This window comes from Phreatobacter sp. (genome assembly GCF_051860605.1).
Lineage (GTDB): Bacteria > Pseudomonadota > Alphaproteobacteria > Rhizobiales > Phreatobacteraceae > Phreatobacter.
Window position 1 is genome coordinate 171357 of the sequence record NZ_JBHYDR010000010.1, and the last position, 12673, is coordinate 184029.

Sequence of the window (12673 nt, forward strand, 5' to 3'; positions counted from 1 at the left end):
CGGTGACGCCGGTTTGCCGATGCGGGACCGCCGCCATCTTCTCCGTTATCTGACCGTGCCTCGACCGCTCCAAACGGCTCTTCTATGGCCTGATCTGGCCGAAGACCGGCTGCGCCTCGATCGCCTATGACGCAACAGCCGCGTCAAACTTTCTTCCCCTGCCGGCTGCGCCGCCATTCCTCGCGAGACAAGAAAGCCCTCCTTGGCTGTCAGGCCCCTCCGGGGTGCGCCGTCGATCGCCTCCGGCCTGCCGATCGCCATCGAGGCCGCAATGGTGCGGGCTCGGGAACGGAAAACGGAGACTTACAATGGCGACCATTGGCACCTTCAAGAAGACCGGCTCGAATGAGTTCACCGGCGAAATCGTCACCCTCAGCGTCCAGGCCAAGAACGTGCGCATCGTCCCCGACCAGCGCGCCACCGGTGAGAACGCCCCCAGCCACCGGGTTCTGGTCGGCCGCGCCGAGATCGGTGCCGCCTGGTCCAAGCGCTCCAACGAGGGCCGCGACTATCTGGGCCTCAAGCTGGACGATCCGAGCTTCAACGCCCCGATCTATGCCAACCTCTTCGACGACGAGGAAGGCGAGACCTTCTCGCTGATCTGGTCCCGCCCCAACGGGCGGCGGGGCGATTGAGGCCCCGCGCGAGGCCCCGGCCGGAAGGCCGGGGCCTTCGGCTCTGCGGCGACCGAATCAGTTGCGGCCCAATCGACTGTAGAGAGCCCAAACAGCCACTTCCGGCTGGAAGATCCTGCCAAGAACGACTATTATAGTCGTAGTCTTGGCGTACGCGTAGGTCCGTGTGGGAGGTGATCATGCATGATCACCGCCCGACAATTTCGGGCCGCACGCGCGTTGCTGGGTTGGACACAGGAGACGCTCGCTGACAAGGCCCGGGTCTCATTGACCGCGCTTAAGCGCCTCGAATCCGCCAGTGGCCTCGAGGTCTTTGAGAGTACGCGCGATGAGGTGAGAAGGGCTTTCGAGCACGCGGGCATCGTCTTCCTGAACTCCGATCAGGGCAAGGGAGTGCTGCTCGTTGATGCAAAGAAGGAAACCTGACGTTCGACAGATCGTGGCGTTGCCACATCTTCCCGCATCAGGGCCTTGCGTCATTTTTCCGATGAATTCATCGTTAACATTCTCCTCCAGTTTGGATACATCTCGCGATCGGGGGATGTTGTGACCAAAGACGATTTTCTTGATCAACCGCCGGCCGGCGCGGCTTTGACCGCTTATGACGAGGCGCATCTGAAGCTCTATGTTCGGCTGCTCGATGCCGACGCGGAAAGCGCCGATTGGCGTGAGGTCGTCGAACTCCTATTCGGTCTCGACGCCAAGGCCGAACCCGAGCGCGCTCAGCGCATCTACACGAGCCATCTCAACCGCGCGAAATGGATGACCACCAGCGGCTTCTGCGAGCTGCTTCAGGGCCGCCTGCACTGAGGTGATGCACAAACCGCATCACGTTGCGGCCACTTCGTTCTTCCCGCGCTCAATTCAACCGGGAATCGTATCCGCTGCGCAACTCGCGTTGTAAAATATTGCGTAGAGGCGGTGGAGGATGTCCGAGGATGAAAGTTGGCGGTCTGAAGCCGCCTACGACTATATTGACAAATTGACGCCCGGCGATCTTGCCTGGGAGTTCTTGCGTCGCAATCCCGAATATAGAAAATCCTATCAGGAACTGCTGGCCAACGGCCGGCTGACAGAGGATGTCTCCCGGGAATTCGCTGAACAATGGGGGTTGCGATTTCGCCGCTGCCCCTGGCAAGTCCGCGCTCTTTCAGCCGATCTTCTGGACCCCGCAAACCGATCCGGCGACGCTTCCGTTCACGGCCGGGCCGAGCCCAGCGGGAGATCTCAGCGTCCGCGTTGACGATCTGCAGGCCCATGCCATTGTCGAGCACGATGCGGCTTTGATCCGGCTTGCGCTACGGGGCGAGCCCTACGACGTCGTCCTCGCCGATGCCGATGATAGTCGTCCCCTCGGCGCGTTCGTCATGTTCGACGAACTGACGCTGGACCGACTGATCGCCATCGAGCGTCTCTGGCAGGCTATGTTCGGAAAGCGTGTGCCGCCCGATCCACGCCTCACACCGCAGCGCCGTCACCGGGCACGCCTGATGCTCCGCGTTTTCGACGCCCGGTTGGCGAGCGCGAGCTACCGAAAGATCGCCGAACAACTCTTTCCCAACCTCAAACATGATGCCGCGACGTGGGTCGAAAGCCCGGTTCGGATAACGATCGCCCGGCTTGCGCGCGACGGCATGTCTTACGTGCGCGGCGGCTACCGCACGCTGCTCCGCCGTCCGCGCCGCTCCCGCTGATCTGCGCTCGGTATCGAAAATAGTTTCCCAACTTCGTTCCTGCCCGAGGCGCCGTCGCCACGCCACCGTGCTCGCAACCCGCCGCTTGTTCGCAGCGGCCACCCGCGAGACCACGGAGGTTCGATCATGGCCGAAAAAGCCGCCAATATACCGCCGCGCTATCTGAGAACTCAGGAAGCGGCCCGCTTCCTCGGTCTGTCCGAGCGCACCCTTGAGAAGCACCGCACCTACGGAACCGGCCCGACATATCGCAAGCTCGGTGGCCGCGTCGTCTATTCCGTCGAGGACCTGCAGAGCTGGGCCGACCGGGGTCTCGTCACCTCGACCTCCGATCCGCGCGGCGGCACCGTCCTGCCCGCAAAGCGCCAGGCCACCGCCTCCTCCGCCACCGCCGGCGGCCGCTACGCGCGCTGAGGTGGCCTGCCGTGTCGTCCCGCCACACCCATCCCGATGAGCGCGCGCAGCTCGATCTCTTCCGGGCGCTGCCCGGCGATCTCGCGCCGCGCGATGCGCAGGATCTCATGGCCTACCCGTTCTTCTCGCTCGCCAAGTCGAAGCGCCTCGCGCCAATCGACTTCAAGGCCGGCTCGGTGAAGATCCGCGTCGAAGCCGTTCCTGAGCATGGCATGGCCACGATCTGGGACGCCGACGTCCTGATCTGGGCCGCCTCGCAGATCGTCGAAGCGCGCGACGTCGGCTTGCGCCCCTCGCGCCTGATGGCGACTACCCCCTACGAAATTCTGAACTTCATTGGCCGCGGCGTGTCGCTTCGCGACTACGACCGCCTCAAGGCCGCCCTGGATCGGCTGCAATCGACAACGGTCGCGACCTCGATCCGCCAGCCGACCGAGCGGCGGATGCACCGCTTCTCCTGGATCAACGAATGGAAGGAACGCGCCGATCACCGCGGCCGTCCCCTCGGCCTCGAACTGATCATTCCCGACTGGTTTTACGGCGCCGTCCTCGACGACGCGCTCGTGCTGACGATCGACCGCAAATACTTCGATCTCACCGGCGGGCTGGAGCGCTGGCTTTATCGCCTCGTGCGCAAGCACGGCGGCAAGCAGGAGTTCGGGTGGAGCTTCGACTTCCCGCATCTGCACGCCAAGTCCGGCAGCCTCTCGCCGCTCAAGCACTTCGCCTACGACCTGCGCGACATCGTCCGCCGCCAGCCGCTGCCGGGTTACAGCCTCACCATCGAGCAATGCCTCGGCGGGCCCGAAATTCTGTCCTTCGCACCCACCGATCCCGACGCGCTCGGCATCCCGCGCCGCCATCGCCGCTCGACAACTCGCCCTGGGGATAAGCTGTGAATAGTCTCGTGCTATCAAGGACCGGCGCTATCGTGCCATCGGGGACCAGACTCTCGTGCTATCGGGGACCGGAATCGCCGATTCCTCGCGCTGAATCAGCAGCTTGCGAGCCCCGTAACTTATCTAACCTAGATTCCTTCGGAATCTTTCTAACGGAACCCGCTTATTCGCCCCGTGTGGACGAGTCCCCGATCGCCGGGAGACCGTCATGATCGTCGCGCTCCTCAACCAGAAGGGCGGCGTCGGCAAGACGACGCTGGCACTGCATCTCGCCGGCGAATGGGCCCGCAGCGGCAAGCGCGTCACGTTGATCGACGCCGACCCACAGGGCTCGGCGCTCGACTGGTCGCAGCAGCGCAGCCGGGAGGGATTGCAGCGGCTCTTCGGTGTCGTCGGCCTGGCGCGCGACACCCTGCATCGCGAGGCGCCCGAGCTGGCTCGTGACGCCGACCATGTCATCATCGATGGGCCGCCACGCGTCGCCGGCCTGATGCGCTCGGCGCTGCTTGCCGCCGATCTCGTATTGATCCCTGTGCAGCCGTCGCCGCTCGATGGCTGGGCGTCGGCAGAGATGCTGGCGCTGCTGCGCGAGGCGCGCATCTACCGCCCGCGGCTCGCCGCCCGCTTCGTGCTGAACCGCTGCGCGGCGCGCACCGTGCTCGCCCGCGAAACCGCCGAGACGCTTGCCGACCACGATCCGCCATTGCTCGCCACCACCATCGGTCAGCGCATCATCTTCGCCGATGTCGTGCAGACCGGACGGATCGCCGCCGAGCAGGACGAAGATTGTCCGGGCGCGCGCGAGATCGCCGCTCTTGCGGCCGAGGTGACGAGGATCGGCGTATGAGCGAACGATCCCCAAAGCGCGGCTTCGCATCCCGGCCCGGTGATCCGGAGAGCTGGATCAAGGCGCCCGATCGCCAGATCCAGCGCGCTCTGCCCGCCGATGACTTCTCGGCCAGGCTGACCATCGATGTCACCGCCGACATGCGTGGCCGGATCAAGATCGCGGCCTTCCAGCGCGGCCAGACGGTCGCCGACATGCTGCGCGCGCTGTTCGAGCGCGAATTCCCACCAGCCCAAGGAGACGCCCAATGACCGGCCTTGCCGCCGCATCCGCGCGCGCCGGCCGCGCCCCTCACGCGCCGCCGGAGGATCTCACTCAGGTCGAGCTCGTCTGGATTGAGAAGCAGACCGAGCACTGGATCCGCTTCGGCCACGAGGTCCGCGAACAGGTTCTCGACCGCCGCCGCCGCATCCTCTTCTTCCCTCCCGGCGCTGCCTTCGCGCTGGTGCGCTGGGCCGCGAACGAGCATGGCACCGTGCTCTCTCGGCTCGACATTCTGCGCGCCGTCGCTCCCGGCGAAGCCTGCCAGACCATCCCGACCGTGACGCCCGGCGGCGACATCCTGCTGCGCGTCGATGGCTGGCCGAAGGTGGAGCGCGTGCTCCAGCACATCGACGGGATCGAGGCGACCGGCATCGATCCGCTTGAGGTCGCGCCCGATCATTGGCGGCACGTCCACAATCGCTTTGCCGTCGGCGAGACGCCGCGCACCTACACGATGCAGCGCCACCGCGCCTTCCTCTTGGCGCGGAGGATCGGCGCATGACCCGGCTTGGCTACGCCATCACCACGACGGGTGCGGTGTCCGTGCTCGGTATCCTGTCCCTCGTGTCCTTCGCGCCGAAGCTGGTCTGGAACGCGTCGGCCAGCACGCCGATCGGGCTCTACGCCATCGAGCCCGACCCGTCCCCGGACGTCACCGATCTGGTCGCCGTGCGTGCGCCCGAACCGCTCGCGACCTTCCTCGCCGAGGGCGGCTACCTGCCCCGCGGCGTGCCGCTGGTGAAGCGCGTCGTGGCGCTTCCTGGGCAGCGGGTTTGCAGGACCGGCTTCGCGATCACCGTCGACGCAGTGTCGATGGGCGAGGCGCTGGACCGCGATCGTCGCGGCAATCCGCTGCCCGTCTGGCAGGGCTGCCGCGTCGTGGCTGAGGGCGAACTGTTCCTGATGAACTGGCAGGTCCGCGACAGCCTCGACGGCCGATACTTCGGCCCGCTTCCCGCCTCCGCCGTGATCGGCCGGGCCATCCCTCTCTACACCGACGAGGACGGCGACGGCCGCTTCGTCTGGCGCGCGTCGACGCGGTGACGACGTACCCATTTCCGACCTCACCGCACATCCAAGGAGGCAATCATGTCCCTGATCGGTCAATTCAGTCGCACCACGTCTGGCTATGCCGGGCGTGTCAAAACGCTCGGCCTCGACGCCGAACTCGTGCTCGTGCTCGTGCCCGCCGAGCAATCTGACGCGGAGAACGCGCCGGATTATCGCGTCCATCTCGGACCGGATGACGATGGCCCCGAGGTTGGAGCGGGCTGGAAACGCACCGGCGAGAAGGCCGGCGAATACGTTTCACTGCAGCTTGACGATCCGACGTTCAGCCAGCCGATCCGCGCCAACCTGTTCCAGTCGGCCGACGACAAGTCCGCCTGGGGGCTGCATTGGAACCGCCCGCCCAGGCGCAGCGAGCGGGACTGAGCGATGCCGGCCCGCCGCCATCGCGCTGTCGTCGAACGGTTTCCCACCGTCCGACGCACAGCCTTCCTTCTCCTTTCCGGCCTGCTTACCGCCCTTCCGCTGGCAGCCCCGGCCGTCGCACAGGACACGCCGGTGGAGCGCGCATCACCCAGCGATCCCTACGCCGGTCACATCGCAGACGCCGCGCGCCGGTTCGGCATCCCGGAGCGGTGGATTCGCGCGGTCATGCGCGTCGAGAGCCGCGGTGATGTGCGCGCGATCTCGCCCAAGGGCGCGATGGGCCTGATGCAGATCATGCCGGCGACCTGGACGGATTTGCGCGCCCGACATGGCCTCGGGAATGATCCCTACGCCCCGCGCGACAACATCATGGCGGGCGCGGCGTATCTGCGCGAGATGCACGATCGCTACGGCTCACCTGGCTTTCTGGCGGCCTACAATGCCGGTCCCGGGCGCTACGAGGAATATCGCGCCATCGGCCGCCCATTGCCGGCCGAAACGCGCGCCTATGTCGCCGCTCTCGCACCGATCATCGGCGGCGGCGATCTTGCCGCCCCCGTCACGGTAGCGACCGCCGATCCGCTCGCCTGGACCCGTGCGCCGATTTTCATCGTGCAGGTCGATAGCAGACCGCGTGCAAATCCGCAGCAGACCGAGAGTGATGCGGTTGCACCACCCGCGCCGGAGTCCGTTCGCGATCAAACGCCGCCTGCATCGCGATCGGATGGTCTCTTCGTGGCGCGACCCGACAGTGCGGGGCCGCGATGATGAGCTTCGCACTCCCTGTGGCATTGTCGGGTTCTGGCGTGGAATTGGCGTCAGAAGTGGGAGGGGCAGTCACCACAACCGTACGATGGCAGGATAAAGGGCCGCGATGTGCGGCCTTATGCGGTTGTGGTTTTTCAAGAGGTTATAGCGCGTTTACGCGATGTGCGCCTGATCGGCACAGCCTGCGCGCGCCGCGCTTTCCCAATAATTTCCTCGGCTTTGCGCGATGTGCGGGGCCTTGCCCATGAGCGCCGAGGACGATTTCCGCATCCGCCCAGGCCGCATTCGTTCGACCCGCGCCCAGCAGGCCAGACCCTTCATCGCGCAGGCACTCGCCGCCGCGCAGAAGGCCGGCGGCGCGGTATCGCGGCAAGGAAGGATCGGGCCCGGCAACCGCTCGCGCTTCGGCCGCGGTCAGCGCGCGGCGGTGCAGGCCAATCGGCTGCTGACCGCCCGCTCGCGGGGCGCCGTCGTCAAGGCCCGCGTCGTGCGCCAAGGCGGACGCAACGCGCCGCTCGGCACCCACCTCAATTATCTCCGCCGCGAAGGCGTGACCCGCGACGGAGAGAAGGCCCGGCTGTTCGGTCCCGGCGGGGATGACGCCGATCCCAAGGCGTTCGCGGAGCGGTGCGAGAATGACCGCCACCATTTCCGTTTCATCGTGTCGCCCGACGACGCGGTGGAGATGTCCGACCTCAAGGGCTTCACCCGTGAGTTGGTCGGGCAGATGGAGAAGGATCTCGGCACCCGGCTCGACTGGGTCGCCGTCGATCACTGGAACACCGAGCATCCGCATGTGCATCTGATCATGCGCGGCGTGCGCGACGACGGCGAGAACCTCGTTATCTCGCGCGACTACATCAAGGAGGGCATGCGGGATCGGGCACGCGATCTCATCACCCAAGAACTGGGCCCGCGAACCGACCAGGAAATCCGTCGCACCATTGAGCACCAGGTCGAGTCCGAGCGCTGGACCAATCTTGATCGTCAGCTCGCGCGCGATGCCTCCAGGACCGGCGTCGTCGATCTCGCCCCGCATCCCGATCGACAGCCGGATGAATTCCACGCCCTGAAGGTCGGGCGGCTGCGCAAGCTCGAAGGGCTCGGCCTCGCCGACGAGATTGGTCCCGGCCAATGGACGATCTCCGAGAAGGCGGAGGCGACCCTGCGCGAGCTCGGCGAGCGCGGCGATATCATCAAGCGCATGCATCGTGCGCTGACCGACCGCGGCATCGAGCGCGGCGCCGCGAGCTATGTGCTTGCCGGCGAAAGTCTGAATGACCCTGTCGTCGGCCGGCTGGTGACGCGGGGCCTCGACGACGAGCTGAAGGGCACGGCCTATGCCGTGGTCGACGGGGTCGATGGCCGCACCCACCACATCAAACTTCCCGATCTCGAGGCAGCCGGCGATAGCGCGCCGGGCTCGATCGTCGAGCTCCGGAAATTCGACGACGCGCGGGGGCAGCGCCGCGTCGCACTTGCCGTGCGCTCCGATCTCGATATCTCCGCTCAGGTCACCGCGACCGGCGCGACCTGGCTCGACCGGCAGGTGATCGCCCGCGACCCTGTTGCGCTTGGCGGCGGCGGATTCGGAGCCGAGGTGCGCGACGCGATGGACCGACGCGCCGAGCATCTGATCGAGCAACGTCTGGCCGAACGCCACGGCCGCAGCGTCATCTTCTCACGCAACCTGATCGACACGCTACGCCAGCGCGAAGTCGAAGCGCTCGGCGCGACGCTCGCGGCCGAGACCGGGCGCCCGTTCGCCAAGGCCGGGACCGGTGACTATGTCGCCGGCGCCTATCGGCAGCGCATCGCGCTCGCGTCGGGCCGCTTCGCCATGATCGACGACGGTCTCGGCTTCCAGCTCGTGCCCTGGTCGCCCTCGCTCGAAAAGCACCTTGGCCAGCAGGTCTCCGGCGTCGCCCGCGGCGATGGCGGGGTCGACTGGAGTTTTGGCCGCAAGCGCGGCCTCGGCCTGTAGACCGTAATCAAGAAAGGACCACGCCATGTCGGCGACGAAAATCCTCTGGGGCCAGATCCTCACCGTCTTAATGATCGTGCTCTTCACGACGTGGGCGGCGACAGAGTGGACGGCCTACCGGCTCGGTTTCCAGTCCCAGCTCGGGCCACCCTGGTTCGAGATCGCCGGCTGGCCGATCTACTATCCCTGGTCCTTCTTCCCTTGGTGGTACTTCTACGACGCCTATGCGCCGCCGATCTTCGTCGAGGGCGCCTATATCGCCGCATCCGGCGGCTTCATCTCGATCGCGGTGGCCATCGGCATGTCGGTCTGGCGGGCGCGTGAAGCGAAGAACGTCGAGACCTATGGCTCAGCACGCTGGGCGCGGGATTACGAAGTAAAGGCCGCCGGCCTGCTCGGTCCCGATGGCGTGGTCCTCGGCAAGCTCGATCGCGACTATCTGCGCCATGATGGGCCCGAGCATGTGCTGTGCTTCGCGCCGACCCGCTCCGGCAAGGGTGTGGGCCTGGTCGTACCGTCGCTGCTCACCTGGCCGGGCTCGGCGATCGTCCATGACATCAAGGGCGAGAACTGGACGCTGACAGCGGGTTTCCGGTCACAGCACGGCCGCGTGCTGCTGTTCGACCCGACCAACGCGAAGTCGGCCGCCTACAATCCGCTGCTGGAGGTCCGCAAAGGAGAATGGGAGGTTCGCGACGTCCAGAATATCGCCGACATCCTGGTCGACCCGGAAGGTTCGCTCGAGAAGCGCAATCACTGGGAAAAGACCAGTCATGCGTTGCTGGTCGGCGCGATCCTTCATGTCCTCTACGCCGAGGCCGACAAAACGCTCGCGGGTGTCGCCGCATTCCTGTCCGATCCGAAGCGGCCGATCGAGTCGACGCTCGCGGCCATGATGAAGACCGCGCATCTCGGCGAAGCCGGACCGCACCCGGTCATCGCATCGGCCGCGCGTGAGCTCCTGAACAAATCAGACAATGAACGGTCCGGCGTGCTCTCCACCGCCATGTCGTTCCTCGGCCTCTACCGCGATCCCGTCGTCGCCGAGGTGACGCGCCGTTGCGACTGGCGCATCGCCGATATCGTCGGCGGCAAGCGGCCGTCCACGCTTTACCTCGTGGTGCCGCCGTCGGACATCAACCGGACCAAGCCGCTGATCCGCCTGATCCTTAATCAGGTCGGCCGGCGTCTCACCGAGGACCTGCAGGCGAAGGGCTGCCGGCATCGACTACTGCTCATGCTGGACGAGTTTCCGGCGCTCGGGCGTCTCGACTTTTTCGAATCTGCGCTCGCGTTCATGGCGGGCTACGGCCTCAAGAGCTTCCTGATCGCTCAGTCGCTCAACCAGATCGAAAAAGCATACGGGCCCAACAATTCGATCCTCGACAACTGCCACGTCCGCGTCAGCTTCGCGACCAATGACGAGCGAACGGCCAAGCGCGTGTCAGATGCGCTCGGCACCGCAACCGAAATGCGGGCGATGAAGAACTATGCCGGCCACCGGCTTTCGCCCTGGCTCGGCCACATGATGGTGTCGCGGTCGGAGACTGCCAGGCAGTTGCTCACGCCCGGCGAAATCATGCAGCTTCCGCCCTGCGACGAAATCGTCATGGTCGCGGGCACCCCGCCGATCCGCGCCAAGAAGGCGCGCTATTACGAGGACCGCCGTTTTCAGGAACGAGTGCTGCCGCCGCCCACGATAACGAAGCCGGTCACGGTCTCGACCGACGATTGGAGCAAACTGGCATTGCCGCCTTCACCGGAGATCCTGATCTCCGCAACTGGAGCTAATCCGGACGATGAGGACACGACCGACTCGGAGCGTCGCCGCCAACCCGAACTGAGCCGAGTGCAGCCGATCGCCAAGGTGGCGCCGATCGAGAACGAGTTCGAGATCGACCCGGCGGACGATGCCGATGACGACGCCGCGCGTCTCAGCCGCATGAACCAGAACATGAGGCAGGTCGCACGTCAGGCTTCGCTCGATCCGGGCGACGGCATCGAGCTTTAGGAGGCCAGCGATGACGAAATCACCGAAGAAGCAGCGGCTCTCCGTCTATCTCGAGCCGGACGTCATGAAGGCCCTCTCTGCGCACGCCGCCCGGCGCGGTCACTCTCTGTCGCTGGTCGCAGAGGCCGGCATTGCATCCTTTCTCTCACCGGACGCGGCGGAGCGGCAGGAGGCAGCCATCACCAAGCGGCTCGACCAGCTCGACCGGCGCATGACCCGCGTGGAGCGCGACATCGGTATCTCGGTCGAGACGCTGGCCATCTTCGTACGGTTCTGGCTGACGACGACGCCGGCATTGCCGGAGCCTGCCGCTCAAGCCGCTCGCGCCAAGGCCGGCGAGCGGTACGAGGCGTTCGTGACAGCGCTCGGACGGCGACTCGCTCGCGGGCCGAAGCTTCGGCAAGAGATCTCGGAAGAGAGCCAGCATCAAAGTGACTCCGCACCAGAATGAGTGGGGGTCGACTAGCAGGCTGTTGAAGAAGTCGGCTCGCGGACGGCTTTGAGGATCACGTCGTCACCGTCGTGGTAGGTGAACTCGATTTCGATGGTGCCGTCGTCCTGGAGTTCGGCGGAGCCCTCTCCGGTGACCTCGGTCATGTCGTCCGAGCCGTGCCAGCGGAAGAAGACGGTGGTCCGAGCCATTCGAGTCGGAGCGACGCGGTGAGTGCTCCGACCGTGATCTCGCCGTGTCCGCGGTCGTCGAAGGCGATCGTCGCAGGACCGAGGAGGTCGAGATCGCCCGCCCCCCACCGATCGGATTGGACGATACGCCAGCGGCCGATCAGGGCGCAGTCGCGGGCGGCCATCAGGATGCTCCGGCGATGAGCTTGGGCAGTCGCACGAGGTTGTAGGCGGCGGCCGCGAAGGTGAAGGCCCATCCGACCCGATCGACCCCACGCAGCTTCGGCCGGTCGAGCCCGGCCACGGCCTTCATCCAGCCGAAGCCCTCCTCGATGCGCTTGCGGATGCGCTGGCTGACGGCATAGCCGGGATGACGGGTCGAGCGGCCGTCGATGGCCGAGCGGCCGCGGCTTCGGGTGAGGTTCTGCGCCATATGCGGCCGCACGTTCATCGAGCGCAGTTCGTTGACGAAGTCCTCGGCGTCGTAGCCGCGGTCGGCGCCGAGGGTGATCGGGCGTGGGCGGTCGGCCCGGGGCTCGATCATCGCCAGCGCCGCGATGCGCTCGGCGTGGCCGGAGACCTTCGTCAGGCAAGCATCGACGAGGAGGCCGGAGCGGTTCTCCATCAAGGCATGGCCGAGGAAGGCGAGCTTGGCCTCCATGCCGGGACCCTTGCGGTAGAGCTTGGCGTCCGGGTCGGTGGTCGAGGCATGGGTCGCGTTCGAGCGCTTCTCGCCTCGGAAGTCGGCCTCGGCATTGCGCCCGCCCGGGGCCGGCGGGTCGGCCGGACCGGAGCTGTCCCCGGGGCCGTCCTTGGCCTTGAAGCTCTTCATCGACGCCCAGGCCGCGACGAGCGTGCCGTCGACGCTGAAGTGTTCGCTCGACAAGAGCTGAACCGCCCCGGGTCTGCCGGAGGCTCCAACTTCCAAGTAGGATGGAGCCATGACGAGCAAGACGACGAACAAGTTTTCCCCTGAGGTCCGCGAGCGCGCGGTGCGGCTGGTGCTCGACCAGGAGGCCGAGCATTCCTCGCGCTGGGTCGCCTGCGCCTCGATCGCCGCCAAGATCGGCTGCTCGACCCACACGCTGCTGGAGTGGGTCAA

At 66.2% G+C, this 12673-nt stretch carries 17 protein-coding genes and 2 pseudogenes; 17 read left to right on the forward strand and 2 right to left on the reverse strand.

What is annotated here, in order from left to right:
* The first annotated feature begins 308 nt into the window (after positions 1–308).
* The 16 genes from ACTIFS_RS17455 (at position 309) to ACTIFS_RS17530 (ending at position 11401) form a co-directional block, all read left to right on the forward strand.
* Entirely contained in the window at positions 309–635 is a 327-nt protein-coding gene (locus tag ACTIFS_RS17455; RefSeq protein ID WP_047630848.1) for a DUF736 domain-containing protein, read from the forward strand.
* A 183-nt stretch (positions 636–818) separates the two neighbouring features.
* Positions 819–1061: a helix-turn-helix domain-containing protein gene (locus ACTIFS_RS17460; protein ID WP_439575395.1), complete on the forward strand. Its 243-nt coding sequence runs from the start codon at positions 819–821 to the stop codon at positions 1059–1061.
* A 120-nt stretch (positions 1062–1181) separates the two neighbouring features.
* Positions 1182–1445: a DUF2285 domain-containing protein gene (locus ACTIFS_RS17465; RefSeq protein ID WP_439575396.1), complete on the forward strand. Its 264-nt coding sequence runs from the start codon at positions 1182–1184 to the stop codon at positions 1443–1445.
* A gap of 118 nt (positions 1446–1563) precedes the next feature.
* Positions 1564–1878: a transcriptional regulator domain-containing protein gene (locus ACTIFS_RS17470; protein ID WP_439575397.1), complete on the forward strand. Its 315-nt coding sequence runs from the start codon at positions 1564–1566 to the stop codon at positions 1876–1878.
* A 4-nt stretch (positions 1879–1882) separates the two neighbouring features.
* Positions 1883–2329 (forward strand): DUF2285 domain-containing protein, encoded by a 447-nt coding sequence (locus ACTIFS_RS17475; RefSeq protein ID WP_439575418.1) that lies wholly within the window; start codon positions 1883–1885, stop codon positions 2327–2329.
* 126 nt (positions 2330–2455) lie between these two features.
* Positions 2456–2743, forward strand: a complete 288-nt coding sequence (locus ACTIFS_RS17480) for a helix-turn-helix transcriptional regulator (RefSeq protein ID WP_439575398.1) — start codon at positions 2456–2458, stop codon at positions 2741–2743.
* An 11-nt stretch (positions 2744–2754) separates the two neighbouring features.
* Positions 2755–3642: a replication initiator protein A gene (locus ACTIFS_RS17485; RefSeq protein WP_439575399.1), complete on the forward strand. Its 888-nt coding sequence runs from the start codon at positions 2755–2757 to the stop codon at positions 3640–3642.
* A gap of 208 nt (positions 3643–3850) precedes the next feature.
* On the forward strand, positions 3851–4489 hold the full coding sequence (gene parA, locus ACTIFS_RS17490; RefSeq protein WP_439575400.1) for a ParA family partition ATPase: 639 nt from the start codon (positions 3851–3853) through the stop codon (positions 4487–4489).
* A complete protein-coding gene (locus ACTIFS_RS17495; RefSeq protein ID WP_439575401.1) occupies positions 4486–4740 on the forward strand; it encodes a hypothetical protein in 255 nt (84 codons plus the stop codon). The genes parA and ACTIFS_RS17495 overlap by 4 nt, the downstream gene beginning before the upstream one ends.
* Entirely contained in the window at positions 4737–5255 is a 519-nt protein-coding gene (locus ACTIFS_RS17500; RefSeq protein WP_439575402.1) for a DUF2840 domain-containing protein, read from the forward strand. Before ACTIFS_RS17495 ends, ACTIFS_RS17500 begins: the two co-directional genes overlap by 4 nt.
* Positions 5252–5797: a S26 family signal peptidase gene (locus ACTIFS_RS17505; protein WP_439575403.1), complete on the forward strand. Its 546-nt coding sequence runs from the start codon at positions 5252–5254 to the stop codon at positions 5795–5797. Before ACTIFS_RS17500 ends, ACTIFS_RS17505 begins: the two co-directional genes overlap by 4 nt.
* Before the next feature lie 45 nt (positions 5798–5842).
* Positions 5843–6187 (forward strand): DUF736 domain-containing protein, encoded by a 345-nt coding sequence (locus tag ACTIFS_RS17510; RefSeq protein WP_439575404.1) that lies wholly within the window; start codon positions 5843–5845, stop codon positions 6185–6187.
* A 3-nt stretch (positions 6188–6190) separates the two neighbouring features.
* Positions 6191–6955, forward strand: coding sequence for a lytic transglycosylase domain-containing protein (locus ACTIFS_RS17515; RefSeq protein ID WP_439575405.1), 765 nt, complete (start codon positions 6191–6193; stop codon positions 6953–6955).
* Between the two features lie 244 nt (positions 6956–7199).
* Positions 7200–8939, forward strand: a complete 1740-nt coding sequence (locus ACTIFS_RS17520; protein WP_439575406.1) for a relaxase/mobilization nuclease domain-containing protein — start codon at positions 7200–7202, stop codon at positions 8937–8939.
* Between the two features lie 25 nt (positions 8940–8964).
* A complete protein-coding gene (locus ACTIFS_RS17525) occupies positions 8965–10950 on the forward strand; it encodes a conjugal transfer protein TraG (RefSeq protein WP_439575407.1) in 1986 nt (661 codons plus the stop codon).
* Between the two features lie 10 nt (positions 10951–10960).
* Entirely contained in the window at positions 10961–11401 is a 441-nt protein-coding gene (locus ACTIFS_RS17530) for a CopG family transcriptional regulator (protein WP_439575408.1), read from the forward strand.
* Positions 11402–11412: 11 nt separating this feature from the next.
* Here the strand turns inward: ACTIFS_RS17530 and ACTIFS_RS17535 are convergent, their stop codons facing one another.
* Both ACTIFS_RS17535 and ACTIFS_RS17540 read right to left on the reverse strand, forming a co-directional pair.
* The gene (locus ACTIFS_RS17535) at positions 11413–11592 is read right to left on the reverse strand and encodes a hypothetical protein (protein ID WP_439575409.1); all 180 of its coding nucleotides are present in this window, start codon (positions 11590–11592) and stop codon (positions 11413–11415) included.
* Between the two features lie 163 nt (positions 11593–11755).
* Positions 11756–12466: pseudogene (locus ACTIFS_RS17540) on the reverse strand (IS5 family transposase); the annotation flags it as partial.
* 46 nt (positions 12467–12512) lie between these two features.
* On the opposite strand from ACTIFS_RS17540, the pseudogene ACTIFS_RS17545 reads away from it, so the two are divergent.
* Positions 12513–12673 (forward strand): annotated as a pseudogene (locus tag ACTIFS_RS17545) (IS3 family transposase); the annotation flags it as partial.

Coding starts and splice junctions, on each gene's coding strand:
- ACTIFS_RS17455 (WP_047630848.1), top strand. CDS start 309: ATGGCGACCATTGGCACCTTCAAGAAGACCGGCTCGAATGAGTTCACC.
- ACTIFS_RS17460 (WP_439575395.1), top strand. CDS start 819: ATGATCACCGCCCGACAATTTCGGGCCGCACGCGCGTTGCTGGGTTGG.
- ACTIFS_RS17470 (WP_439575397.1), top strand. CDS start 1,564: ATGTCCGAGGATGAAAGTTGGCGGTCTGAAGCCGCCTACGACTATATT.
- ACTIFS_RS17480 (WP_439575398.1), top strand. CDS start 2,456: ATGGCCGAAAAAGCCGCCAATATACCGCCGCGCTATCTGAGAACTCAG.
- parA (WP_439575400.1), top strand. CDS start 3,851: ATGATCGTCGCGCTCCTCAACCAGAAGGGCGGCGTCGGCAAGACGACG.
- ACTIFS_RS17495 (WP_439575401.1), top strand. CDS start 4,486: ATGAGCGAACGATCCCCAAAGCGCGGCTTCGCATCCCGGCCCGGTGAT.
- ACTIFS_RS17500 (WP_439575402.1), top strand. CDS start 4,737: ATGACCGGCCTTGCCGCCGCATCCGCGCGCGCCGGCCGCGCCCCTCAC.
- ACTIFS_RS17505 (WP_439575403.1), top strand. CDS start 5,252: ATGACCCGGCTTGGCTACGCCATCACCACGACGGGTGCGGTGTCCGTG.
- ACTIFS_RS17510 (WP_439575404.1), top strand. CDS start 5,843: ATGTCCCTGATCGGTCAATTCAGTCGCACCACGTCTGGCTATGCCGGG.
- ACTIFS_RS17515 (WP_439575405.1), top strand. CDS start 6,191: ATGCCGGCCCGCCGCCATCGCGCTGTCGTCGAACGGTTTCCCACCGTC.
- ACTIFS_RS17520 (WP_439575406.1), top strand. CDS start 7,200: ATGAGCGCCGAGGACGATTTCCGCATCCGCCCAGGCCGCATTCGTTCG.
- ACTIFS_RS17525 (WP_439575407.1), top strand. CDS start 8,965: ATGTCGGCGACGAAAATCCTCTGGGGCCAGATCCTCACCGTCTTAATG.
- ACTIFS_RS17530 (WP_439575408.1), top strand. CDS start 10,961: ATGACGAAATCACCGAAGAAGCAGCGGCTCTCCGTCTATCTCGAGCCG.
- ACTIFS_RS17535 (WP_439575409.1), bottom strand. CDS start 11,592: ATGGCTCGGACCACCGTCTTCTTCCGCTGGCACGGCTCGGACGACATG.